The sequence below is a fragment of the Exiguobacterium sp. s43 genome (assembly GCF_018617255.1).
GTDB lineage: Bacteria > Bacillota > Bacilli > Exiguobacteriales > Exiguobacteriaceae > Exiguobacterium > Exiguobacterium profundum.
Genome location: NZ_JACSJT010000001.1, coordinates 1,639,883 through 1,664,136 on the forward strand (window position 1 = coordinate 1,639,883; position 24,254 = coordinate 1,664,136).

23 protein-coding genes are annotated in these 24,254 nt (G+C 49.4%); all 23 read right to left on the minus strand.

Translation table 11 applies throughout. The annotated features are described in order from the left end of the window. Position 1: 1 nt before the first annotated feature. The 23 genes from KNO79_RS08415 to ftsL all read right to left on the minus strand — a co-directional run bounded on the left by KNO79_RS08415 (position 2) and on the right by ftsL (position 24,249). Positions 2–1,084, minus strand: a complete 1,083-nt coding sequence (locus KNO79_RS08415) for a carbamoyl phosphate synthase small subunit (protein WP_214691078.1) — start codon at positions 1,082–1,084, stop codon at positions 2–4. Further along, positions 1,062–2,342, minus strand: a complete 1,281-nt coding sequence (locus KNO79_RS08420) for a dihydroorotase (protein WP_214691079.1) — start codon at positions 2,340–2,342, stop codon at positions 1,062–1,064. The genes KNO79_RS08415 and KNO79_RS08420 overlap by 23 nt, the downstream gene beginning before the upstream one ends. Further along, positions 2,339–3,253 (minus strand): aspartate carbamoyltransferase catalytic subunit, encoded by a 915-nt coding sequence (locus KNO79_RS08425; protein ID WP_214691080.1) that lies wholly within the window; start codon positions 3,251–3,253, stop codon positions 2,339–2,341. The genes KNO79_RS08420 and KNO79_RS08425 overlap by 4 nt, the downstream gene beginning before the upstream one ends. A 129-nt stretch (positions 3,254–3,382) precedes the next feature. Continuing rightward, positions 3,383–4,687: a uracil-xanthine permease family protein gene (locus tag KNO79_RS08430; protein ID WP_015881324.1), complete on the minus strand. Its 1,305-nt coding sequence runs from the start codon at positions 4,685–4,687 to the stop codon at positions 3,383–3,385. 48 nt (positions 4,688–4,735) lie between these two features. Further along, the gene (gene pyrR / locus KNO79_RS08435; RefSeq protein ID WP_015881323.1) at positions 4,736–5,269 is read right to left on the minus strand and encodes a bifunctional pyr operon transcriptional regulator/uracil phosphoribosyltransferase PyrR; all 534 of its coding nucleotides are present in this window, start codon (positions 5,267–5,269) and stop codon (positions 4,736–4,738) included. 199 nt (positions 5,270–5,468) lie between these two features. Continuing rightward, the gene (locus tag KNO79_RS08440; RefSeq protein ID WP_015881322.1) at positions 5,469–6,380 is read right to left on the minus strand and encodes an RluA family pseudouridine synthase; all 912 of its coding nucleotides are present in this window, start codon (positions 6,378–6,380) and stop codon (positions 5,469–5,471) included. After that, the gene (gene lspA, locus KNO79_RS08445) at positions 6,380–6,853 is read right to left on the minus strand and encodes a signal peptidase II (RefSeq protein WP_015881321.1); all 474 of its coding nucleotides are present in this window, start codon (positions 6,851–6,853) and stop codon (positions 6,380–6,382) included. The genes KNO79_RS08440 and lspA overlap by 1 nt, the downstream gene beginning before the upstream one ends. Positions 6,854–6,910: 57 nt before the next feature. Beyond that, positions 6,911–9,637, minus strand: a complete 2,727-nt coding sequence (ileS, locus tag KNO79_RS08450; protein WP_159562059.1) for an isoleucine--tRNA ligase — start codon at positions 9,635–9,637, stop codon at positions 6,911–6,913. 275 nt (positions 9,638–9,912) lie between these two features. Beyond that, on the minus strand, positions 9,913–10,461 hold the full coding sequence (locus tag KNO79_RS08455; protein ID WP_074037318.1) for a DivIVA domain-containing protein: 549 nt from the start codon (positions 10,459–10,461) through the stop codon (positions 9,913–9,915). Positions 10,462–10,479: 18 nt separating this feature from the next. Beyond that, the gene (locus KNO79_RS08460) at positions 10,480–11,250 is read right to left on the minus strand and encodes a YlmH family RNA-binding protein (RefSeq protein ID WP_214691081.1); all 771 of its coding nucleotides are present in this window, start codon (positions 11,248–11,250) and stop codon (positions 10,480–10,482) included. 3 nt (positions 11,251–11,253) lie between these two features. Next, the gene (locus KNO79_RS08465) at positions 11,254–11,523 is read right to left on the minus strand and encodes a YggT family protein (RefSeq protein ID WP_015881317.1); all 270 of its coding nucleotides are present in this window, start codon (positions 11,521–11,523) and stop codon (positions 11,254–11,256) included. Positions 11,524–11,527: 4 nt separating this feature from the next. Further along, positions 11,528–11,998 (minus strand): cell division protein SepF, encoded by a 471-nt coding sequence (locus KNO79_RS08470; protein WP_078146655.1) that lies wholly within the window; start codon positions 11,996–11,998, stop codon positions 11,528–11,530. Positions 11,999–12,021: 23 nt separating this feature from the next. After that, the gene (locus KNO79_RS08475; protein ID WP_214691082.1) at positions 12,022–12,675 is read right to left on the minus strand and encodes a YggS family pyridoxal phosphate-dependent enzyme; all 654 of its coding nucleotides are present in this window, start codon (positions 12,673–12,675) and stop codon (positions 12,022–12,024) included. Then, positions 12,672–13,433, minus strand: a complete 762-nt coding sequence (gene pgeF, locus KNO79_RS08480) for a peptidoglycan editing factor PgeF (RefSeq protein ID WP_214691083.1) — start codon at positions 13,431–13,433, stop codon at positions 12,672–12,674. Before pgeF ends, KNO79_RS08475 begins: the two co-directional genes overlap by 4 nt. 51 nt (positions 13,434–13,484) lie before the next feature. After that, positions 13,485–14,627 (minus strand): cell division protein FtsZ, encoded by a 1,143-nt coding sequence (gene ftsZ / locus KNO79_RS08485; RefSeq protein WP_015881313.1) that lies wholly within the window; start codon positions 14,625–14,627, stop codon positions 13,485–13,487. Positions 14,628–14,673: 46 nt separating this feature from the next. Then, positions 14,674–15,960: a cell division protein FtsA gene (ftsA, locus tag KNO79_RS08490; RefSeq protein ID WP_214691084.1), complete on the minus strand. Its 1,287-nt coding sequence runs from the start codon at positions 15,958–15,960 to the stop codon at positions 14,674–14,676. A 227-nt stretch (positions 15,961–16,187) separates the two neighbouring features. Next, complete coding sequence (locus KNO79_RS08495) at positions 16,188–16,958, minus strand: cell division protein FtsQ/DivIB (protein WP_159562055.1); 771 nt, start codon at positions 16,956–16,958, stop codon at positions 16,188–16,190. A gap of 14 nt (positions 16,959–16,972) precedes the next feature. After that, a complete protein-coding gene (gene murG / locus KNO79_RS08500; protein WP_214691085.1) occupies positions 16,973–18,049 on the minus strand; it encodes an undecaprenyldiphospho-muramoylpentapeptide beta-N-acetylglucosaminyltransferase in 1,077 nt (358 codons plus the stop codon). Continuing rightward, positions 18,046–19,383 (minus strand): UDP-N-acetylmuramoyl-L-alanine--D-glutamate ligase, encoded by a 1,338-nt coding sequence (gene murD, locus KNO79_RS08505; RefSeq protein ID WP_214691086.1) that lies wholly within the window; start codon positions 19,381–19,383, stop codon positions 18,046–18,048. The genes murG and murD overlap by 4 nt, the downstream gene beginning before the upstream one ends. A 13-nt stretch (positions 19,384–19,396) precedes the next feature. Next, positions 19,397–20,356, minus strand: coding sequence for a phospho-N-acetylmuramoyl-pentapeptide-transferase (gene mraY, locus KNO79_RS08510; protein ID WP_074037332.1), 960 nt, complete (start codon positions 20,354–20,356; stop codon positions 19,397–19,399). 21 nt (positions 20,357–20,377) lie between these two features. Next, a complete protein-coding gene (locus KNO79_RS08515; RefSeq protein ID WP_214691087.1) occupies positions 20,378–21,682 on the minus strand; it encodes a UDP-N-acetylmuramoyl-tripeptide--D-alanyl-D-alanine ligase in 1,305 nt (434 codons plus the stop codon). Positions 21,683–21,739: 57 nt separating this feature from the next. Beyond that, the gene (locus KNO79_RS08520) at positions 21,740–23,887 is read right to left on the minus strand and encodes a penicillin-binding protein (protein ID WP_214691088.1); all 2,148 of its coding nucleotides are present in this window, start codon (positions 23,885–23,887) and stop codon (positions 21,740–21,742) included. Next, a complete protein-coding gene (gene ftsL, locus KNO79_RS08525; protein ID WP_074037336.1) occupies positions 23,887–24,249 on the minus strand; it encodes a cell division protein FtsL in 363 nt (120 codons plus the stop codon). The genes KNO79_RS08520 and ftsL overlap by 1 nt, the downstream gene beginning before the upstream one ends. Positions 24,250–24,254 lie beyond the last annotated feature (5 nt).

A 24,254-nucleotide genomic window follows, 5' to 3' on the forward strand; every position in this document is an offset into this window, starting at 1 on the left:
GTCAAATTCCCACTTTCTGTTTGTTTTCTTGTACGAGTTGCATGAATCGGTCAAATAAGTCGTTGGCGTCGAACGGTCCCGGTGCTGCCTCGGGATGATACTGTACCGAGAAGGTCGGGTGATGGAGATGTCTTACCCCTTCGATCGTTCCGTCATTGACCGCACGGTGTGTGACGATGAGCGGTGTATCGAGCAGTGACGTTTCCTCAACCGCATATCCATGGTTTTGAGAGGTGATGGTCACGGCACCGGTCTCAAGCTCGAGCACCGGATGATTCGCGCCACGATGTCCGAACGGAAGCTTGAATGTGTTCGCACCGTTTGCGAGAGCAATCAACTGGTGACCGAGACAAATCCCGAACATCGGTGTCATCGGCATCAGATGCTTGATGAGCGGCAGTGCCGTCGGAACGTCTTTTGGATCTCCCGGTCCATTTGACAACATGATGCCGTCCGGCTCATACCGTAATACATCCTCTGCCGTCGCATCGTGTGGGAAGACGACGACCTCACAATCTCGTTTCATCAACTCGCGCATGATTCCAAGCTTCGCCCCGAAGTCGATCAAAGCGATGCGAGGGCCAGCTCCCGTACTCACATATGTCCGCTTCGTCGATACGCGTGCGACTTGATCGTTCGGCGATTCTTCATTAAAACGGGTTCGTACCTCGTCCCACGTCAACTCTCCATCGATGAGGACACCGCGCATGACCCCTTTCGCTCGTAAATGACGTGTCAACATCCGTGTATCGATATCCGAAAGTCCCGGAATGCCGAAGCGGGTGAGTGTCGCATCGAGTGTCGCCGTTGAACGGAAGTTCGATGGCGTATCGCATGCTTCTTTCACGATTAACGCTTTTGCCATCGGAATCGTCGTTTCAAAATCCTCACGATTGACACCATAGTTCCCAATCAATGGGTTCGTCAGTACAATCATTTGGTCGCAGTATGATGGATCTGATAAGATTTCTTGGTATCCTGTCATACCTGTCTGGAAAACGACTTCCCCCATCGTATCAGCCGGTGCCCCGAATCCTTTACCGACAAAATTCATTCCATCCTCAAGCCATAATGTTCGTTTCATCAAATCGCCCCTTATATACAATTTCACCGCCGACCATCGTCATGACCGGCCATCCAACAAGCTTTTTCCCTGCGAACGGTGTATTCTTTCCTTTTGAGTAAAATGTCGTAGGATCGACCGTGCGAGACGTTTCCGTATCGATGAGAATCAGGTCCGCATCCACCCCAACTTTCAATTCTCCTCTCGATAAACCAAATACGTCACTCGGGCGTTTCGTCATCCAGTCGAGCAACTGATGCTCCTCCATGACGCCCGTTTTTACAAACGTCGTGTACAGAAGTGGAAAGGCAGTCTCGAAGCCGGTAATTCCAAACGGAGCCCGCTCTATCCCTTGTGCTTTTTCTTCTACTGTATGGGGGGCATGGTCCGTTGCGATCATATCGATCGTCCCGTCAAACAATCCCTCAAGGAGGGCCTGTCGATCATCCTCGCTTCGGAGCGGTGGGTTCATCTTGAAGTTTGCATCGAGCCCAGGGATATCGTCCTCGCTCAAGACGAGATGATGCGGCGTCACTTCTGCGGTCACGTGGATGCCGGCTCGTTTCGCATCCCGAATGACACGAACCGATTGGCGGGATGAGACGTGACAGACATGATAATGACACCCTGTCTCTTCAGCAATCAAAACGTCGCGAGCGATATGGATGCTCTCCGCAAGGCTCGGAATTCCTTGAATGCCATGCACCTCACTGAATTTGCCCTCGTGGACCGACCCGGCCTTTAACGTATTGTCCTCACAGTGGGCGACGACCGCTTTGTTCAATCGTTTCGCTTCACGCATGGCTTGTCGCATCATCGCCGCCGATTGGACACCGACACCATCATCCGTGAAGGCGAAGGCATCTGCGAGCGATTCCATGTCGACCTGTTCTTCCCCGAGCTGTCGTTTCGTGATGGCGGCGTAAGGTAACACACGTACGACCGCATCTTGTTCGATTTTTTGAAGGAGGACGTCCATTGTTTCGCGATTGTCAGGAACCGGTCTCGTGTTCGGCATCGAGCAGATAGTCGTAAATCCTCCTGCCGCTGCCGCCATCGTCCCCGTCTGAATCGTCTCTTTCGCCTCGCCCCCTGGTTCACGCAAGTGGACGTGGACATCGACGAGTCCTGGTGCGAGCAGATAGCCTGATGCATCGAGGACTTCTTGTCCCTCGGTCTCCCCTTTATAGTCGAGTGATTTTATCTTTCCGTCTTTCACTTGAATGGATGTCGTACGCTTCGTTCCCTTGTCATACCATGTCGCGTTTTGAAGTATCATTGTTGTCCTCCTAATGCTCGATTTAAGATGGTCATCCGGGCATACACCCCATTCTTCATTTGCGGGAAGATGCGTGACCGTTCATGCTCGATCAGACTTCCCGCAATCTCCACATCCCGATTGACCGGAGCCGGGTGCATGATGATGGCGCCTGCCTTCATTCGCTCGACGCGTTCGACCGTCAAACCGAACTGTGTGTGATACTCTTCTTTCGAGAAGACGTCTCCCATGATATGGCGCTCGTGTTGTACTCGGAGCAACATGATGACGTCACATTCGCCTATGATGTCATCGAGTTCTTTTCGCTCTAGCCCCATCGAATCGTCCCACCAAGAGGCAGGACTACAACCGACCACGTTTGCTCCGAGGCGCTTCAAGACGCTTGCGTTTGAGCGAGCGACCCGACTATGGACGAGGTCACCACAGATGGCGACGTTCAATCCTTGGAACGTTCCGAACTCTTCAAAGATGGTAACGAGGTCGAGCAACGATTGAGATGGATGTTCCCCGCTCCCGTCCCCTCCGTTCAACACCGGGATATTCAACTTTTCGATGAGTTCGTGATAATAGCCCGCTTCCGGATGTCGAATGACGAGTGCATCCACACCGATGGCTTCGAGCGTTTTACACGTATCGTATAGCGTCTCGCCTTTCGTGACCGATGACGTCGTCACATCGAACGGAATCTCCTGCATGTTCAAGTGGCGTTCGGCCATTTGAAACGAGTTTTTCGTACGTGTCGAGTTTTCAAAGAACAGGTTCGCTACGGTCTTCCCGTCAAACAGAGGAGGAAGATCTCCTTGCTTGTAGCGCAATGATTCTTCAATCATGCCCATGATCTCTTCAAGGGAAAGTGTGTCCAAACTAACGAAGTGTTTGACCGGTTTCACGTTTGTTTGCATCGTATTCATGTTCGTCTCCTCCTTTTATTAGAGGCAAAGAGAAAAGGCGTCTCTTCACCGATGTGAAGGGACGCCTTTATCTGGGCAGGGTACACCCAAATAAACGAGCCTTCACTTTGCCGACCTCACGGGATCGAATTAAAAGTTACTTGCTTGTTTCGTTTCTTCAGTTGTGTTGACTTCGACTGCTGTGTCGTCTTCTTCATGCGGTAAGATGGCGTTCAACAAAATGCCGACGACCGTCGCGAGTGCCATGCCTTGTACCGGGAAGCTCCCGATTTGAACCATCGCACCTCCGAGTCCGATGACGAGGATGACCGACGAGATGATCAAGTTGCGTTTTTCTGCCAAGTCGACTTTGCTCTCCACCATCGTCCGTAATCCGTTCGAGGCGATGACACCGAACAAGAGGATCGAGATTCCACCTTTGACCGGGTTCGGGATGGTCGAGATGAACGCTTCGATATGACCGAGGAATCCGAAGCTGATGGCCATGAGTGCTGCGCCAGCGATGACGTAGACACTGTAGACTCGTGTGATGGCCATGACGCCGTTGTTCTCACCGTAAGTCGTACATGGTGGTCCACCGAGTGCAGAGGCGACGGCTTTTCCCACTCCGTCTCCGAGTAGCGTGCGATGGAGACCTGGATCTTTCATCGTTTCTCGTCCGATAATTTTTGACGTGACCATCTGATCTCCGATGTGCTCCGTCATCGTGACGAGTGCGACCGGAACGATGGCGAGAAGGGCACCGACTTGCCACATCGGCATGTAGTCGACGAACACCATCGTGAAGTCAGGAAGTTGGAACAGGCTGGCTTGTTGAATCGGCGAATAATCAATGATGCCGAATGCCGCTGCGACTGCGTATCCTCCCACGATTCCAAAGAGGATTGGGACCGCTCCCCAGACACCTTTCAGTTTCGTCATGGCAAGCATCGTGATTCCAAGTGTAAGCAGGGCAATCGTCATGAACGTCCCGTTATAGGCACCATCTTGATTCATCGACATGTCGATGGCGACCGGTGCGAGCGAGAGTCCGATGACCATGATGACCGGTCCCACGACGACCGGTGGGAGCAGTCGGAGCAACCAGTTGACGCCTGTCTTATAGATGATCAAGGAGACGACACCGTACACAGACCCGGCGACGATTCCGCCGAAGAGTGCGGCTTCGACACCCCATTGCTGGCTGACCGCTATGATCGGGGCGATGTAGGCAAAACTTGAACCTAAGTATGTTGGGACTTTGAAGCGGGTAATCGCTAAGAATGAGAGCGTGGCCACACCGGAAGCGACGAGGGCGACCGATGTATTTAATCCTGTCAAAATCGGGACTAAAATCGTCGCTCCGAACATGGCGAAGACGTGTTGAAGGCTGAATAATAGCCATTGTGGAAAGTGAGCTGGACGCTCGTGGATGTGTAGAACAGGTTGTTTCATATTGAATTCTCCTTCCTGGCCTCTCTGGACCACCTTAAAGGTATGAGTTTATTGCTGATGGATCGTGACTTCATCCGCCGTGTCGACTTCACTGAGTCTCACAACGACTTGCTCGGACTTGGACGTCGGAACGTTCTTTCCGATAAAATCTGGTCGAATCGGGAGTTCCCGATGGCCTCGGTCAATTAAGACAGCAAGTTGGATGTAATCCGGACGACCATGGTCGACAAGCGCGTCCATTGCGGCACGAACTGTACGACCTGTGTAAAGGACATCATCGACGAGGACGACGGTCTTTCCATTGATATCATGGGGTAGTTCCGTCGCTTTGACTTCAGGGTCTAACGACTTCTTCGATAGATCGTCGCGATACAAGGTGATGTCGAGATTGCCGAGTGCGACCGGCTTGCCTTCAATCTCCTCGATTCGGCGAGCGAGTCGGTCAGCGAGCGTCTCACCTCTCGTCTTGATTCCGACGAGGACGACGTCATCGATTCCTTTGTTTCGCTCGATGATTTCGTGTGCGATTCGGGTCAAAGCACGACGGATTGCTGACTCATCTAAAATGACTGATTGTTTCACGTGATTCCTCCTTCCAAGCTTCACTAAAAAAGAAGACTCCCTCATCCGGCTGGAAAGGGAGTCTTCATCAAAAACGGCATACGAATGCCGGGGTTGAATTGACGTACATGTGACCGCGGTCACAATCCTTTCACAGCCTCTCTGGACTGGGTTTAAAGGTGTTATGCTTCCTAGACTATAAATCGGAACGTGACAGAAGTCAACGAGTTTTCTCGATTTTATCTAATTTTGCGAGTTCCGCATTAAAGTCTTCTGGTAATGGTGCCTCAAACTCCATCCATTCTTTCGTACGTGGATGGTGGAATCCGAGTGTTGCCGCATGGAGCGCTTGACCGCCCAAATCAATCGTGCGGCGTGGACCATATTTCGGGTCACCGGCGAGCGGATGACCGATATAACGCATATGAACGCGAATCTGATGCGTGCGTCCCGTCTCTAATTTACACTCCACGAGCGTGAAGTCTTTATAACGTTCGAGTAAACGGAAGTGCGTCACGGCTTCTTTTGCGTTCCGGTCCGTCACGGTCATTCGCTGACGATCATTCGTATCGCGACCAATCGGTGCTTCAATCGTTCCAAGTTCGTGGACGAGTTCGCCATGGACGAGCGCGATATACTCGCGTTTGATGGTCTTGTCCTTCAACTGGCTCGCCAGCGATTCATGGGCCAAGTCATTTTTGGCGACCATGAGAAGACCCGTCGTGTCCTTATCAATCCGATGGACGATTCCTGGACGTTTGACACCGTTGATACCCGAGAGGTCATCACAATGATAAAGTAGCGCATTGACGAGCGTCCCTGACGTGTGTCCGGCTGCAGGGTGAACGACCATCCCGCGTGCCTTGTTGACGACGATGACGTCCTCGTCTTCAAAGACGATCTCGAGCGGGATGTCTTCAGGCAATACTTCGAGTTCGACCGCTTCCGGCACGTTCACTTCCACTTCATCCCCCACTTGAAGCTTGTAGTTCGCTTTCACGGCACTACCGTTGACGAGGAGGGCTCCCGTCTTGATCCATTCCTGTACTTGAGAGCGTGACCATTCACCACGGTCACTGACCCACTTATCAATCCTTGCCTTTTCATCGGCGACAAAAGTATACGATTCCATTACGATTGTCCCCTTTCTTTGTGTAATTTTTCTTCAAATAAAATCCCGATGACCATCAAGATGACACCAAACGTGAGTGCCATATCAGCCACGTTAAAAATCGGGAAGTTGTATCCGAACGGATACGTATCGACAAAGTCGACGACTTCGCCACGGAACAAGCGATCAATAAAGTTACCGATGGCACCGGCCAACAGTAATCCGACACTATATCCGAGGAGTTGATAGCCGTTCACCTCTTTGTGCAAGAAGTAAACGAGTCCGGCAACGACGAGTATGGTGATGATAAAGAAGAACGCCATCTGTCCTTCTAACATCCCCCAAGCCGCTCCTTTATTGCGGTAGGACGTCCAGTATAACAAGTTCGGGATGACTTCAATCGATTGACCAATTGTCATCGTTTGAACGACTACCCATTTTGTGAGTTGATCGATCAAAATCAAGATGAGCGCCAATCCATAATATCGTTTCATATGCGTCTCCTTTCAAGCCGTTAAGAAACCGGAGTGGGGACGCCACTCCGGTTCGTCTTAACCGATTACTGATGCACAGCGTGGGCAAAGCTCTGGATGCTCTTCGTTTTGTCCAAGCTCTGTCGAGTATGTCCAACAACGTGCACAAGCGGCTCCATCCGCTTTCATGACTGTGATTTTCGTCGTCGCATAATCGACGTCTGCCGTCTCAGCCCACTCCACTTGCGATACTTGAAGCAGTTGGCTGACATTGTCGATCGTGTTCAACAAGTCGGCAGTCTCTGCTTTTGGTGCGAGAATCAACTTCGCTTCGAGCGGTTTCCCGATCAACTTTTCTCCACGTGCGATTTCAATCGCTTTGAGGACGTCGTCGCGAAAGACGAGGAACTTCGACCACTTCTCGAGTAATGCCGTTTCGTCTCCTGTGAGCGCGCTCACTTCTTCTAAATCCGTCAAGAAGATGCTTGCTTCTGACTTTCCAGGCACTTCTTTCCATGCCTCATCGGCAGTGTGTGGAAGGATTGGAGCCAATAGTTTCGTCAAGAGGACGACGGCATCGTACATGACCGTCTGAACGGCACGACGACGGAGATCGTCTTCACGTTCGATATATAGGATATCTTTTGTGAAGTCGAGGTAGAACGATGACAACTCGTTGACACAGAAGTTATGAACGAGGTGATACACGGCCATAAAGTCAAACTCATCATATGCTTTGACAACTTTTGTCTGCAATTGTTTGAGCTTCGTCGCCATGAAGCGGTCCGCTTCCGGCATATCGTCGAATGCGACACGCATCGATGGCTCGAACCCGTTCAAGTTCCCGAGTAAGAAGCGAATCGTGTTACGCATCTTCCGGTAAACTTCTGACACCTGTTTGAAGTTATCGTGTGACGCACGTACGTCCGACTGGTAATCGACGGATGCGACCCAAAGGCGTACGATCTCTGCGCCATACTGCTTCACAAGATCGTTCGGTGCAATCGTGTTACCGAGCGATTTCGACATTTTGCGTCCGTCCCCATCGAGGACGAATCCGTGACTCAAGACATTCCGGTACGGTGCTTTCCCAGTCGTCGCAACGGCCGTCGAGAGTGACGAGTTGAACCAACCACGATATTGGTCCGATCCTTCAAGGTAAAGGTCAGCCGGACGACGAAGGTTTTCGCGTTCTTCTAATACACCAGCGTGTGAAGAACCTGAATCGAACCAGACGTCCATGATGTCGAGCTCTTTACGGAATTCACCGTTCGGACTGTTCGGGTGAGTGAACCCTGCAGGGAGAAGGTCTTTCGCTTCACGCTCATACCAAACGTTTGAACCGTGCTCACGGAATAAGTTGGCGATGTGGTCGATTGTCTCGTTCGTGATGATTTCCGTTCCATCTTCCGCATAGAAGATTGGGATTGGAACTCCCCAGGCACGCTGACGGCTGATGACCCAATCTCCACGGTCACGGACCATGTTGTAGAGACGTGTCATTCCCCATTCAGGGACCCAGTTCACTTCCTCGATCTCACGGAGCATGTCTTCACGGAAATCTTTGATGGACGCGAACCATTGTGGTGTCGCACGGAAGATGACCGGCTTCTTCGTACGCCAGTCATGCGGGTACGAGTGTTTGATGAACTTCAAGTTGAGCAAGTAGCCGTTCTCTTCAAGCTTCATACCAATTTGTTTGTTCGCATCTTCGTAGAAGAGACCTTCGAAACCAGGGGCTTCGTCTGTCATATAGCCACGGTCATCCACCGGGCAAAGGACGTCTAATCCGTAAGCCTGTCCGACGCGATAGTCGTCTTCCCCGTGTCCAGGTGCTGTGTGTACGAGTCCAGTCGCATCCGCAGTGACGTGGTCGCCCAGGATGACGAGTGACGTCCGGTCATACAATGGATGTTGGGCCGTCATGTACTCGAAGTCACGTCCGTTCCAAGACCCACTCACTGTGTAATCCGTCCATCCGAGCGCTGCCGTCACTTCTTCAACGAGCGTTTCCGCGACGATATAGCCTTTTCCTTCATGTTCGATACGCGTGTAAGTCAACTCATCACTTACCGCGATTCCAAGGTTCGCCGGGATTGTCCAAGGCGTCGTCGTCCAGATGACGAAGTGATCGTCTGACGTCAACGTATCTTTACCGTCCACGACACGGAACGCCACGTAGATAGCCGGTGATTTTTTATCGTAATATTCAATCTCTGCTTCCGCGAGTGCCGACTCGGAAGATGGTGACCAGTAAACCGGTTTTTTCCCTTTGTAGATATAACCCTTCTCAGCCATCGACCCGAACAAACGAATCTGTGCCGCTTCGTATTCAGGAAGGAGCGTGATGTATGGGTTCTCAAAGTCTGCGAGAAGACCGAGACGTTTGAATTGTTCGCGTTGCGAGTTCACTTGCTCCATCGCATACTCTGCACACTTTTCACGGAATTCCGCGACTGTCATTTCCTTACGATTGACGCCTGCTTTTTGAAGGGCGTTCTCGATTGGAAGACCGTGCGTGTCCCATCCTGGAATCATTGGAGACTGATAGCCGTTCATCCCTTTGAAACGAACGATGATGTCTTTCAATACTTTGTTCATCGCGTGTCCCATGTGGATGTCACCGTTCGCATATGGAGGTCCATCATGTAAGATATATTGTGGTTTCCCAGCATTTTTTTCTTGTACCTTGTTGTAAAGGTCCATATCTTCCCATTCTGTTTGCATCGCTGGCTCGCGCTTTGGTAAATTCCCACGCATCGCGAATTCTGTGTTTGGCATTAATAGCGTGTCTTTGTAGTTCATCGAAACTCCTCCATCAACATTTTTTAGAAAACAAAAAAACCAACCCATCCCTGATAGGGACGAGTTGGTTGACTCGCGGTACCACCCTACTAGTCTCATCATCATGAGACCGCTCTCGGTAACCGATAACGAGGTCAGGCGGTCACGCTTACTTCAGTTCAGCGTGACGACTCATAGGGGATACCGATTCAAGTCTTTCTCCTAGGCTCTCACCGTCCCTAAGTCGCTTCGTAGGTATGACTCGATCGACGCGTCCTACTCAACGTGTTGATCATTTATCCGTGTTGTTCTTCATTACGTGTGACTTCGTCGTCATTATACGCAAGTTCTGTTCTATCGTCAAGAACCGTCTGCACAGGCGGTTCCCCGACAATCGTTTCCCATTCCGTACTGTTGAGAAGTTCCATTTGCGCATCGACGAGGACGCGGAAGCGTGTCCGATACAACTCTACTTTCTTGAGCATTTGAACGACTTCTCGTTCAGCAAGTTGCTCTTTGCGCGCCGCTTCCTCTTCACGAGCGAACGCTTCACGTTCCGCTTGTTTCAAGATGAGACTCGCTTCTTTTTGAGCATTGTTCTTCACTTCTTCCGCCGCTTCCTGCGCGACGATAATCGATTTGTTCAACGTATCTTCCATCGAGGAGAAGTAGTCAATGCGGGCTTGCATATCGTTGACAAGTTCTTCATACCGTCGATTCTCACGAATCAATAGTTCAAACTCTTTAATGATTTGATCTAAAAATTCATTGACCTCATCGATGTCGTACCCACGAAAACGGGAAGAGAATTCTTTATTATGAATATCAATCGGTGTCAACGCCATTCGACTTTCCTCCTAATTTCAACGTATGGTGCCATACTGGATTTTAATTTTTTCACGTTTGGTCGATCCGAGAATCTCCATCAATTTGATGCGACCATATCCACGGACGGATAGTAAATCATCCGGTTCAAGGATGAAGCTCGCGTCTTCAATGACTTTATGATTCACTTTACAGTCGCCATGTTTGACGAGCGCCTGCGCTTTTTGCCGAGAGATGTTAAGCACCTCGCTTGCGACCGTATCAAATCGTAAGGAAGAGACGATGCCGAACCCTTCAATCCATTCGGTCGCAGGGACGACAAGAACCTCGTCTTTTGGCACGGAAGAAATGCGAACTCTCGCTTTTCCGACACGTTCAAGATTCATTTCAATGAACCCGACCGCTTCACGCGTCGTCGCAAATTGTACAATCTCATCGTCAAGAACGACATCTCCGAACTTTTGACGTTTCATTCCAGCGTTCAGCAATGTACCTGTCACTTGTCGATGCGTCAAGTCCACGAATTTTGTTGGGTACTCGATTCGACGGATCTCAATCTCAAAATCATCTGGATTGAGTTCATAGTAATCCGGCGCTAAAATCAGACGACGTCGTTCCGCGCCTTCAAATCCGCCATCATCATGAATGACAAGTTGTTTACCGACGAGTTGTTTGACGATTTGCTGTTCACGTGGGTCTAGAAAATCCGTCAATTTCAACACATAGCTATTCTCCACTTGTTGTACCCAGTCGAGCACTTGTTCAACGAACGCGCGTTCACTTGGTCGATAATGGTCATAGACGCTCATACGTCACCCAAAGATCGCAGCGATTCCGGCTTGGGCCATACGAAGCACGAACAGCGCAACGATTGGGGAGATATCAAGCATACCACCAATCGGTGGGATGATCCGGCGAAACGGCGCCAAGAACGGTTCACACAAAAACGATAAGATTTGACCAAATTTAGATTCGCGTGCGTTCGGGAACCATGATAATAAAATATAGCCGATGAGGACCCAACTATAGATACCAAGTAGATCGCTCAACGTGTTGCCTAAGGCAGGGATTACGTTTTCCATTCAGTTACCACCCTTTACTGTGAAGTTCATCCTCCGATATCAAGTTTGAGATTGAACCAGTCAATTCGACGTTGTTCGGAGTACACAGAATCGTGTTATGTCCAATCGAAGTCATCGATCCCTCAAGGGCGTATACGACACCTGAGAGGAAGTTGACGACTTGACGCGATTGCTCTTTTGACATGCGCTGAAGGTTGACGATGACAGCACGGTTTTCTTTCAAATGATCGCTAATGTCTTGCGCCTCAGCGAACACACGCGGCTCAGCCAATACGACTTTTGAACGGTCTTTCTTTTTCGTATTTAATGCCACGAGATTATTCGCTGATTTTGGACGATCATCCTGTCTGACGACAGATGTTTCGGTTGTAGAAGGAGCTGCTGCATTTGCCACAGTATACTCTTCTTCTTCATATGTGCTGTTCGGATCTTCTTCGAGTCCAAAGAAATCTTTCATTTTGTTTTTGATTGACATAACGGATTCCTCCTTAAGATATATTATTGCACAAGTACGGTACCAATACGAACAAACGATGCGCCTTCTTCAATCGCGATTGGATAATCGTTTGACATCCCCATCGACAGCTCCGTGCATGGTGCGTGTTCAAACGCATTTGCCTTCACTTCATCACGTAGATGACGGAGACGGCGGAACGTTTCACGAAGTGTTGACTCTTCTTCAGTGAATGGTGCCATCGTCATCAGCCCGATGATTCGAATATGAGGATACTGTTTACAGTTCTCGATGAAGGGCACGACTTCCTCTATTTCGAGACCATGTTTTGAATCTTCTCCTGACGTGTTCACTTGAACGAAACAATCGATTGTTCGGCTCGCGCGCTTGTCAATCTCCGATGCAAGAGACAAGCGGTCGAGCGAATGAATTGCCGCGACGTAATCAATGATTTGTCTCACTTTGCGTGTCTGTAACGTACCGATAAAATGAAATCTTGCATCCTTCGGCATCCCTTCAACCTTCTCGAGTAAAGAATCTGGACGGTTTTCTCCGAAATCACGAATCCCTTCTTCATAAAGGGCAATCGCCACATCGACACCGACCGATTTCGTGACTGCGATCAGTGTCGGTTCTACTTCTTGAACATGTGATGCCATGATGGATTGAACTTTTTTAACATTATCTGAAATACTCACGATTTCCGCTCCTTGACAATGACTGCCGCAAACCGACGTTTCCTCTCTCCATCTCGATAGGAGAAAAACGGGCTGTCCGCGCCAGTCGTTAAATTCGATTGCATGACCTCAGTGTCATGTTCTTTTGCCAATACTTCATTGACGGTTTGGAGGGACAAGAGCGCGTGCTCACCCGACTCGTTTCGCACTGACCGTTCATATGCAATCGGCGAAACATCCCGGACGGCCTGGAGAACACGACCATCGACCTCATAGTCACTTCCTGAGATGGAGGGACCGACGAGCATGTCTACATCGGTCGCCTCGATTCCTTGCTCAGCAAACGCCTGCATCATGGTCTTAACGATGTTTCCGACCGTTCCCTTCCACCCGGCATGAGCGATGCCGATGACCCCATGATCTTTCGCACAGAAGAAGAGCGGTACACAATCAGCAAAGACGAGGGCTAACGGTAACGCGTCTTCGGTTGTGAGAAGCCCATCTGTTTTCGGAATCGCCTCTTCATATCGGAATGCCCCCTTACCTTTGTCCGACGAATCGACGACTTGGATAGTCGTACCATGTACTTGATCCGCCCACACGGAGTCCTCTAACGAGAGCCCGGCTTGTTGAAAGAACTGTTGACGATTTTCGACGACTCGGTCAATTTCATCGCCCACATGTAATCCGACGTTTCCAGCATTATGTCCGTCCGTTCGTGTCGTCGCGTAAGCATGATAACGGTTTGTTTCGGTTTCCCAAGTATGTAGCAGTTGCATCGGTCTCTCCTTTTAGAAAAAGGGATGCCGAGTACCGGCACCCCTAGTTGTTTAGTTACGGCGTTGTCTCACAAACGCAGGGATGTTGATCGTCTCGTCTGGGACGTCTCCTCCATACACTGGGCGATGGAAGTTCCCTTCGTCTTGTTGAGCCGCTTCATTTGCTTTTGGTTGGGGTTCCTTGTTCTCAACCTCAGGCTGTTTTTTCGGCTGCTGAAGGAACGGGTTCGTTCCTTGTGCTTCTTCAGCGAATTCAGTTGCGATCACGGTAACGATGATTTCATCGTTCAAGTTTTCGTTGATGACCGAACCGAAGATCAAGTTCACTTCTTCATCAGCCGCACTTTGAACGATTTGAGCCGCCTCCGTCACTTCAAACAAGCTAAGGCTAAGTCCACCAGTGATGTTCATCAAGACACCTTTCGCTCCTTCGATTGAAGATTCGAGAAGTGGTGACGAAATTGCTTTCTTCGCTGCTTCAACGGCACGGTTTTCACCTGTCGCGACACCGACACCCATAAGGGCAGACCCTTTCTCCGTCATGATCGTTTTCACGTCCGCGAAGTCGAGGTTAATGAGACCAGGGATGGCGATCAAGTCTGTGATTCCCTGTACACCTTGACGAAGGACGTTATCCGCTTCACGGAACGCTTCGATCATCGGTGTGTTGCGTTCCACGATTTCAAGAAGCTTATCGTTCGGAATCACAATGAGGGTATCTACTTTTTCTTTGAACGCTTGAATACCGTGCTGTGCGTGTTGCATACGTTTCCGTCCTTCAAACATGAACGGTTTTGTCACGACACCGACCGTGAGTGCGCCGATTTCTTTTGAAATCTCGGCGATGACCGGAGCAGCACCTGTTCCCGTTCCGCCACCCATTCCAGCTGTGACGAATACCATATCTGCACCGTCAAGTGCTTCAATCAACTGTTCACGGCTTTCTTCAGCCGCCTTTTTACCGATATCCGGGTTCGCACCTGCACCGAGACCGCGTGTCAATTTTGCACCAAGTTGAAGCTTCACGTCGGCTTTCGACATGTTCAACGCTTGTGCATCCGTGTTGACTGCGATGAACTCGACTCCTTGTACCCCATGTTCAATCATGCGGTTAACGGCGTTTGACCCGCCGCCACCGACTCCAATTACTTTAATTTTTGCTACGGCGTCAATCGCCTCATCAAAGTACATCATTCAGGTATCCCCCTACGTATTTTCCAAGTTGTATTACATCGTCAGCTTAAACGCCAAATAATTTTTCCATCAAACGACTAAATCCTTTTTTCGACTCTTGATCGCTCTCGTATTCGTTCTCTCCTACATGAATATCGGTCGCTTCCGGCTTCGTGTGAAGTGTTTCCTGGCGAACTTCCGGTTTTTCAAGTTGAGATTTCGAAACGTGATGATCACTCATCAAGACATATTTCAATACACCGACGGCTGTCGCGTATTTTGGATGTCTGACACCAATCGACGACGGTTGATACAATCTCGTCTTTTGGCCCATAATGCGAGTCGCCAACTCCTGAATACCCGGTAGAGCAGCTGCCCCACCGCAAAGTAAGTATCCGCCATTCAGCATCGGAACACCTACTTTTTGAACCTTATTCAACATTAGGGTAAACATTTCCTCTATTCTCGCTTCTAAAACGTAGCTAATTTCTGACTGTGGTTCGAACGCCACTTCCCCATTGATGTTCGTGTAGGAGAAACCTTCTGTCTCATCAGCCATTTCTTCAAGAGCGAGACCATATTCTTCTTTCGCCACTTTGGCGTCTTGATATTTACAATTGAGTTTATAGACCAAGTCTCTTGTCATATGATCTCCACCGACCGGGAGGATATACGAGTAGACGAGATCTCCCCGATAAAATACGGAAACCGTCGTCTTTTCATGTCCGACATCGACGAGCCCGATTCCTAAATCGATTTCATCTACAGAAGCTGCACTCATGCCGAGCGCAAGGTTTCCTAGAATAAAACCTTCGAGTTGTAATCCAGCCCGTTCAATCGAACGACGAATACTATGTAAAATGGTCTTCGACCCGGTCACCATTTTCCCATGCATCTCAAGTCGATAGCCTAACATACCCCGTGGATCGACAACACCTGTTTGTTGATCAACCGTGAATGAAGATGGGATCACATCGATGACACTCATCTCGTCCGGTAATCGCATTACTTGTGCCGAGTTGATGACTTCCATCACGTCTGCGTCGGTAATTTCTTGATCTTCCCGCTTCACGGATGCAATTCCGTGACATGGGGCAATTTGGATATGCTCCCCTTCGATGGCAACGTATACAGATCGAATTTGATCACCTAGCGATGTCTCAGCATGCTCAACGGCCTGTTTGATCGCTTGGACTGTTTTATCGATGTCTACGACAGCGCCACGTTTTACACCCGCAGACGGTGCACACCCTTCTGCCAAAATATTAAGCGTTCCGCCGAGCAATTCACCGACGACGAGCTTAATCTCTGACGTTCCAATATCTAATGCGGCCACATAACCATTCGCTTCCAAAAGGGAAACACCTCCGCTCTATAATTTTCCTGTTCCAATTGCCTGACACGTATACAGATATCCAAAAAAATTGTTGGTTTCGACAAGATATCTCACGTCTAAGTTTACAACAAATAAGATAGTGAGAAAAGGTAGAATCCTACAATTTAAGCGGTTTCGCGTTATCAATTCGTTTACAAACGACAAAAAAACAGCCCTTATGTGTCTAAGGACTGTAATATAACTGATTATTCATTCGTTTTCTCGTATGGAACAAAGTAAAACCCACCATCCATGACGACGGTCCCACGCTCACCTTTCGGGATGTTTTCATAAATTTCTCCGTACTTCGATACGGTCTCACTTAACTTCAATGTAGGTGTGAGTAACGTATTGCCGTCGTTCATAAAAATCTCGTATCGCGTCGGCTCATCTTTTCGTTTTGATAAAATCACTTCTGACATACGAGCCCGAGTCGCATCATCCACCCGTTCGAGTTCACTTGCAATCTTTTCAAGTTCTGCTTCCGTGTTGAACTCTCGCAAGAGCGGTCCGTCCTTTAGCTTTTGCGGATCGGTGATGGCTCCGGTCGGATGGAGTGAACCGTCGGCTAACACGACGACATCTCCTTTTTCGGCTTTCGCATAAGCAATCATTTTCTCTTCTGTCACAGAGATATGAACCTTGTTATACCAAGAACGATCGATCTCTACCCGTTTGATACCAGGCAACTTTTCCATCTGTTCACTCATCTTGTTTGGGGAAAGACTGACAAACTTCGTCGATGAATCGAGCTCCATATCCTGAAACACGTACGTTTCTTCTAACCAGTATAGACCCGATACCTTCACTTCTTTCACGTTCGACATGGAAGTCTGCATGTAGACCACGAGTAAGATGAGAATTCCAAACAGTGAGAGTACAGAGAACATCCGACGGTTCGCTTTTTTACGCCGTTGTTTTTTCATGTATGGAATACGGTCTTCGAGACTGCGTACCGTTTGTTGGCTTGGTTCCATCGGGTTCTACTCCTTTATTGAATGACTTCTTCTACCAGGTCGGCCAATGCATCTGACGCGTTCGGGAAACCGAGCGCACGCGATGCGTTCGCCATCTCTTCACGCTGTTCGAGTGCTTGACGAATCGTCTCTACGAGCGAAACACCCGTCAACGCTTCTTCTTTCACAAGGAGGGCCGCCCCGTTCTCGACGAGGGCCGAAGCATTTTTCGTTTGATGGTCAGCTGTCACGTACGGACTTGGGACCAAAATGCTCGGTAAGCCAAGTGCGGTCAATTCTGAAATCGTTGAAGCGCCAGCTCGTGAGATGACGAGTGACGTACAAGCGAGTAGAGATGGCATATCGTACACGTACGGATGAATGTGTACATTGTCAGAGGATGGTGCCTGTTTCGACACCGCATCGAAATGCACTTTCCCTGTGACGTAAAGGACGTTGATCGGCAATTCTGAGAGCGCTGGGATTGCTTCCACGACCGCTCGGTTGATGGCCTCGGCTCCGCGGCTTCCACCATAAACCAAGACAATCGGACGGTCATCTAAACGATACTGTTCGCGGATAGACGCCTCATCGACTTCCGTCTGCAATACTTCGCTACCACGCGGGTTTCCAATCAAGCGAACGTTCGCGCCCGGAAAATGGACATCCGATCCTTTGAACGAGAGGGCGACCCGATCGGCTTTCTTCGATAAGAATTTGTTTGTTAATCCCGGGATACTGTTTTGTTCATGCAGAATCGTGGGGATCCCAAGCTGTTGTGCCGTATAAACGACAGGACCGGATACGAAACCACCCGTGCCAATCACGACGTCCGGTTTAAACGCTGCCATGTCTTTCTTCAATGCCCGAACGGCTTTCAAAAACCAGTAGGCGGTCTTCAGATTCTCGAGTGAAAGCGAACGCTTCAGACCTGCGATTTGAATCGACTTGAACGGGACACCGGCTCGCGGTACGAGATCGGCTTCTAATCCATTCTCCGTTCCAATGTATTGTACCTGTAAATCCGGGTGACGTTTTTGTAGCGTTTCAATCAATGCGAGTGCCGGATAAATATGACCACCGGTACCACCACCAGAAATCATGATTTTCATCGGTTCGCCTCCTCATATGAACGGACGAGTTGAACGAACTGCTCGCCTCGTTCTTCAAACGTTTTAAATTGATCCCAGCTAGCACAGGCGGGTGAGAGTAAGATGACGTCTCCCGTCTCGGATTTCTCAAACGCGAGCGGAACGGCGTCTGCCAACGTCTCGACCGTGAAAGAAGGAATCTGTTGAGACTCGCCGAGCTCTTTAAATCGTTCAGCCGTCTCACCATACGCGACGACAGTTTTTACTTTTGAGAGAGCAGAGGCGAGCGAAGATAAGTCCGCACCGCGTTCGAGACCACCACAAAGCCAAACGATTGGGGCATCAAACCCCCGTAACGCCGCTTCCGCTGCTACGTTGTTCGTCGCTTTCGAATCATTGTAAACAGCACGTCCAAGCACATCACCGAGACTCTCGGTCCGATGCGCGACGCCACCGAAGTTTCGTAACACACGTTCGATATGCGTACGTGGAATAGCAAATGGTTCCACTAAGAGTAGTGCAGCCAATACATTTTCCACGTTGTGCGCCCCACCTAGTGCCAACTCATTTACTTGCATGATTTTTTCACCACGAACTGTGACCCATCCATCGACGACAGAAGCGTCACCTCGGTCAAAGCTGAACGTAGTTGGTTCAATCTCTACCGGGACGCGTTTCATCACTTCCGGATCCGTCACTTTCACGACGATTTGGTCTGCATTCGTCATTTGACGGAACAGGTTTCCTTTTGCATCCGCATACGCATCAAAATCCCCATGATAGTCCAGATGAGCTTCCGATAGATTGAGTAGTGCCGCCGAGCGGGGATGGAATGACTCAATCCCCATCAATTGAAAACTCGACAATTCAATCACAATCAAATCGCCCATCTTCGCCTGAGATGCCACTTCAATCGCCGGGAATCCGATGTTTCCCGCAAGATGCACCGGACGTTCCCCACCTTTGAGCAATTCATAGACGAGTGTCGTGGTCGTCGTTTTCCCATTTGAGCCGGTGATGGCAACAAATTCCGCCTCCGTTGCCAAATAAGCAAGTTCCACTTCGGTATAGATTGGGATGTTTCGAGACATCGCTTCTTGAAGCAATGGAATCTGATACGGGATGCCTGGATTTTTGACAATCAACTCTGTCTCATTCAACAGAGCGAGGGGATGTTCGTTAAATACCGATTGAATCCCAAGCGCCTGAATTTTTTCCTGTTCGTCTTCCGGAGGGATATTCCCCGTATTGATCGTCACATCTGCTCCTACATGATGCAGATATGTCGCCGCTGCAATGCCGCTCTTCGCAGCACCGAGGACAAGAACTTTTTTACCGTGCCATTGCTTTTCCATCTGTCTCACCCTTTTACATGAGTAGTAATGATAAACCTGCTGTAATTAAACTGATGCCTCCGAACGTGAGTACGATGCGCCATTCTGACCACCCGACCATTTCGAAGTGGTGATGGATCGGACTCATCTTGAAGAGTCGTTTCCCCGTCGTTTTAAACGAGATGACTTGCAAGATGACGCTCAATGTCTCAATGACGAAAATGATTCCGACAAAGACGAGAAGCAATTCGAGCTTCAACATCAAAGCGAGTCCAGCGACGGCTCCGCCTAGTGCGAGCGAACCGGTGTCACCCATGAAGATTTTAGCCGGATACTTATTGAAGACTAGGAACCCGATCAAGGCACCGACGACCGCAAACGCGAACCAAGCAATCCCAAGTTCATCTTGTGTAAGGGCGTAAATCCCAAAGAATGTGAACGTCGGGATGGCCGAGAAGGAGACGAGTCCGTCTAATCCATCTGTCAAGTTGACGGCGTTTGAGAATCCGACGAGCCAGAAGATGACGATGGCGATATAGAACCATCCTGTATCGAACGAAATCGACGTGAATGGAATCGAGATCGATGTATCGAGGTCTCCCCCGAGTGACAAGAACCATGCAAACAATACCGATACCACGATTTGACCAATCAACTTCTGAAGGGACGTCAATCCGAGGTTTCGTTTGTTGACGACTTTGATGTAGTCATCTAAGAAACCGATGACACCGAATGCCATCGTAACGAATAGAAGAGACCCGAATCCAGCGACCGCTTCGCCAAAAATGACGGATACGATGAATCCGACAAGGATGGCGAGCAGGATGACGATCCCACCCATCGTCGGTGTACCTGACTTCTTCTGGTGCCAACCTGGACCTTCGTCACGAATCTCTTGTCCGAACTTTAATTGACGCAATGCTGGGATGGCTCGCGGCATCACGATCAAGACACTTAATAATGAACTGATTAATACGATTAAACTAATTAACATGTTGCTACCTCACTACTTTATTTATTGAACAAGACGCTCAAGCGCCAGTCCTCGAGATGCCTTTAACAATACCACAGTATCCGGTCGTTGATAATGATGAAGGAGCGCCTTCGCTTCCTCAACCGTCGGGACCATTTTAACGTTCACTCGTGAATCTTGAATCCCATCCGCGATCCATTTTGCCTTGTCTCCGACGAGAATACAATCGGTCACGGGAGATATCACCGCGCCACCGACTTGTTCGTGTTGCAGTTGTTCATCCATTCCTAACTCGTACATATCTCCAAGGACGAGCACACGCTTCGAGAATCCTTCAAGCGACTTGACCGTCTCAATCGCTGCAATCATCGACGTCGGACTTGCGTTGTAGGCATCGTTAATGAGGTGAGCTTCGCCGAACATCTGTTTTTCCATCCGCATCGATGTCAACTTGATTCGGTCTAGGCCACGTTGAATCATCGCATGATCGAGACCGAACGCAAGTCCACACGCGATTGCATAGGCTGCGTTTCGAATCTGATGGGCACCGAGCACCTTTAGTTCATACAAGTCACCGTTGTATTTAAAGATCGATGCGTCAAATGTCGTTTCGATCACTTCAATTTTCCCATCCGCCGTTTCATCGTATCCGACGCGATAGCCTTGACCGGAAAGAAGTGGCTCATCCGCATCGACGATCAAGCGACCGTCTGCTTTGAGACCGGCCTTGATCTCAAGTTTCGCCTTGGCGATACCTGTCCGTCCGCCGACTTGTTCACCGTGGGACTCCCCGATATTCGTCACAAACGCCACATCAGGCTTGGCGAGTTTTGACAGCGTCTCGATTTGACCGAATCCGTTCATTCCCATCTCTAGGACGGCTACTTCCGTATCCCGTGGCATTCTGAGAACGGTAAGTGGCAAGCCGACGTCCGAGTTGAAGTTACCGGCCGTCTTATGCGTCTTGAACTTCTCCTCGAGCACGACAGCGACCATGTCTTTTGTCGACGTCTTCCCATTCGAGCCTGTAATGGCGACGACGAGCGGATTGATTTCTTCTAAATATCGCGCCGCTGCCGTTTGCAATGCCTCAATCGTCGATTTCACAGGGATGACAACCAGGTTGTCTGGTTGAGGACGACCTTCTTCCCAGAACGTGACAATCGCACCCTTTTCAACGGCCGCCTCGATGTAATCATGACCGTCGACTCGCGCCCCAACGATTGGGACGAAGAGACCCGCCTCGTTTGCATCTCTTGAATCTGTGGCGACCCGTTCGACGAGACGTTCGTCATTTAGATCCATGCCAAACCATGATGCCAATTTTTGAACTGTCAGTTGTTCCATACAAACTTCCTCCTCTTACATAGGAAAAGAGAGCCGCAGCCCTCTTCATCTCGTGCGTTAATTCGACGGGGTCTCCAATTTCACTTTCAAGGAGGCACCTGTTTTGACCGGTTTCCCTTTGCCAATCGATTGCGATGTGACAAATCCGGTACCGTCGATTTCTAAATTTAATTGATATAGGGTCGCTAAACGTTTTACGTCACGCAACGACCAACCTTTTAATGTAGGCATCGTAAACGACTCGCTCGTTTTTAGCAACAATCGTTCACCGACGACATAAGATTGTCCTTTCACAGGACTCTGCGCAATCACTTCGTCTCCATCACCTAACACGATCGGATTGAAGGAATTCTCCGTCGATGCGTTCACTGCCTCTTCACGGTTTTGACCGATATACGAAGACGTTGTCTTCGTCGAGGCTTCGACTGCTTTTTCTTGTTTTTCAGGCTCGACACTCCGGTAACGTAATGCGACATCCATCACGTCTTTGAAAAGTGGCGCCATGATTCGTGGCCCGGTCGTAGACGAGTCACTGTTCGGTCTGTCCACCGCGATATACATGACAAGTTCCGGATCGTCTTCCGGAGCCATCCCGACGAACGAGTGAATATACTGTCCACTCAAATATTTTCCGTTCTCGGCGATTTGAGCGGTACCGGTCTTTCCGACGACGCGATAGTTGTCTAACGCATACAGTTGCCCTGTTCCCACATCGCTATTGACGACACCGTCGAGCGCTTCACGTGTCTTTTTGGCTGTCTCCGCCGTGATCGGTTGACCGACTTCTTTCGGATTGGTCGTCCGAATGGTTTCGCCGGTCTCGCTGTTGACGATTTTCTTGATGAGGTGCGGTTGCTTCATCGTCCCATCCGTTGCGATGGCCGATGTCGCTTGCAAAATTTGCATCGGTGTCACCGCTGTCGATTGTCCCCATGCCGTAATCAAGACGTTCATCGGACTTTCGAAATCGAATTGACTATTGACCTCTCCAGGCAAATCGATTCCTGTCCGCTGATCAAACTTGAAAGCTTTAAAGTAATCTTCATATCGACTGAGACCAAGTCGTTCGTTCGCTAAAATCGAGAATGCGACGTTCGACGAATGCCAGACGCCTTCTACCATAGGAATGGTACCCCATCCCGTAATGTTGTAATCATTGAAGACCGTCTTGCCATATTTGTATGAACCGGATTCATACAGCTCATTCGGATTGTACACGCCTTCGTTGATGGCTGCCGCGAGCGTAAAGATCTTCATCGTCGATCCAGGTTCGAATCGAGACGAAACAGAGAAGTTACTGTACGAAGAAATCTCGCGTGTGTTCGGATCAAACGATGGTCGGTCCGATAGTGCGATGATCTCTCCCGTTTTCGGGTCCATGATGATGGCCGTCGCATGTTTCGGCTCATACTCCTCATACAACTCATTCATCTTCGTTTCGAGCAACTGTTGGATTCTGTGGTCGATTGTCAATTGGACGTCCGCCCCGTCTTCCGGTTCAATCTTCAACTGCTCGTCACTCGATATGAGTTCACGACCTGCCAAATCTTTCTCAAATCGATACAGACCGTACGATTCACTTAAAATATCATTCAGAGACTTTTCAATCCCTAATTCACCGACGAGTTCGATACGACCGTTCTGGTCAATTTTCTGGGCATATCCGATTACCGAGGAAGCAAATACTTTGTTCGGGTAATAGCGCTTCGGTTCCTCGACAAACGTGATGCCGTTTAGGTCGAATGCTTCGATCTCTTCTTTTTGTTCTACGGTCAAGTCACGACCGGGAACACCGAACTCGATCTGTCCAAGGTCGGCATTTTGTTCAAGCCGTTTCAATAAATCGGCTTCTGTCATAGGCAGCACGGTCGACAATTGCTTCGCCGCTTCGGCGAACTCATCAGGCATAAGCGTCTTCCCTTTGACCCGCTCACCACCGAGTTTCAAAACGGCAACGAGCCGGTATGATGGAATGTTGATGGCAATCGGTTGACCGAAGCGATCATACACCTCGCCCCGTTCCGCTTCTAACGTACTGACAGCTTTCCACCGTTGCTCTTCCGCGAATGCGAGCATGTTCTCCCCTTTGTACGTATGGGTGACGGATAAATAAAGGAACCATCCGACAAAAAATAAAAAGAGCGGGGTGAAGCAGACAATCGCTACCCACGCCACTCTTTTTTTACTCTGTTTTAAAGAATTCATCAATCAATCACCTTGACATTCTTTTCATTGAATTTCATTCCGAGCTTCTCGGCAATCGCATAAATTCTTTCGGGCGAGCTTAATTGGGCGATTTCATACTTTAGTTCTTCGTTTTCTTTTGCAACCCCGTCGACCTGCTGATTGACGGTTGCTGTATCACGCATAATATTATACGCTTCATTGTGCTTCGACACCGTGATGCCACCGAACATGACCACTGAACCAATCATCACTGGATACAGGATCGATTCAAACAAGGTCAACGTGCGTCGTTTTGGAGCAGGTATTGGTCGTTCTTGCGGAATCGGATTTCGATTCGGTGTTACTTGAGGCTGCAACGCCTTACGGGCAGCTTCTGGCATCAGGT

What these genes read in the sequence shown, in the direction of transcription:
- KNO79_RS08460 (WP_214691081.1), bottom strand. Translation starts at nt 11,250, where the DNA reads ATGAGCGTCTATGACCATTATCGACCAAGTGAACGCGCGTTCGTTGAA.
- murG (WP_214691085.1), bottom strand. Translation starts at nt 18,049, where the DNA reads ATGAAAATCATGATTTCTGGTGGTGGTACCGGTGGTCATATTTATCCG.
- KNO79_RS08425 (WP_214691080.1), bottom strand. Translation starts at nt 3,253, where the DNA reads ATGAATACGATGCAAACAAACGTGAAACCGGTCAAACACTTCGTTAGT.
- KNO79_RS08465 (WP_015881317.1), bottom strand. Translation starts at nt 11,523, where the DNA reads ATGGAAAACGTAATCCCTGCCTTAGGCAACACGTTGAGCGATCTACTT.
- KNO79_RS08415 (WP_214691078.1), bottom strand. Translation starts at nt 1,084, where the DNA reads ATGAAACGAACATTATGGCTTGAGGATGGAATGAATTTTGTCGGTAAA.
- mraY (WP_074037332.1), bottom strand. Translation starts at nt 20,356, where the DNA reads ATGTTAATTAGTTTAATCGTATTAATCAGTTCATTATTAAGTGTCTTG.
- KNO79_RS08520 (WP_214691088.1), bottom strand. Translation starts at nt 23,887, where the DNA reads ATGAATTCTTTAAAACAGAGTAAAAAAAGAGTGGCGTGGGTAGCGATT.
- KNO79_RS08430 (WP_015881324.1), bottom strand. Translation starts at nt 4,687, where the DNA reads ATGAAACAACCTGTTCTACACATCCACGAGCGTCCAGCTCACTTTCCA.
- KNO79_RS08515 (WP_214691087.1), bottom strand. Translation starts at nt 21,682, where the DNA reads ATGGAACAACTGACAGTTCAAAAATTGGCATCATGGTTTGGCATGGAT.
- ileS (WP_159562059.1), bottom strand. Translation starts at nt 9,637, where the DNA reads ATGAACTACAAAGACACGCTATTAATGCCAAACACAGAATTCGCGATG.
- KNO79_RS08455 (WP_074037318.1), bottom strand. Translation starts at nt 10,461, where the DNA reads ATGGCGTTGACACCGATTGATATTCATAATAAAGAATTCTCTTCCCGT.
- KNO79_RS08420 (WP_214691079.1), bottom strand. Translation starts at nt 2,342, where the DNA reads ATGATACTTCAAAACGCGACATGGTATGACAAGGGAACGAAGCGTACG.
- ftsZ (WP_015881313.1), bottom strand. Translation starts at nt 14,627, where the DNA reads ATGATGTACTTTGATGAGGCGATTGACGCCGTAGCAAAAATTAAAGTA.
- KNO79_RS08440 (WP_015881322.1), bottom strand. Translation starts at nt 6,380, where the DNA reads ATGGAATCGTATACTTTTGTCGCCGATGAAAAGGCAAGGATTGATAAG.
- pgeF (WP_214691083.1), bottom strand. Translation starts at nt 13,433, where the DNA reads ATGCAACTGCTACATACTTGGGAAACCGAAACAAACCGTTATCATGCT.
- ftsL (WP_074037336.1), bottom strand. Translation starts at nt 24,249, where the DNA reads ATGCCAGAAGCTGCCCGTAAGGCGTTGCAGCCTCAAGTAACACCGAAT.
- lspA (WP_015881321.1), bottom strand. Translation starts at nt 6,853, where the DNA reads ATGAAACGATATTATGGATTGGCGCTCATCTTGATTTTGATCGATCAA.
- KNO79_RS08470 (WP_078146655.1), bottom strand. Translation starts at nt 11,998, where the DNA reads ATGTCAATCAAAAACAAAATGAAAGATTTCTTTGGACTCGAAGAAGAT.
- KNO79_RS08495 (WP_159562055.1), bottom strand. Translation starts at nt 16,958, where the DNA reads ATGGAACCAAGCCAACAAACGGTACGCAGTCTCGAAGACCGTATTCCA.
- murD (WP_214691086.1), bottom strand. Translation starts at nt 19,383, where the DNA reads ATGGAAAAGCAATGGCACGGTAAAAAAGTTCTTGTCCTCGGTGCTGCG.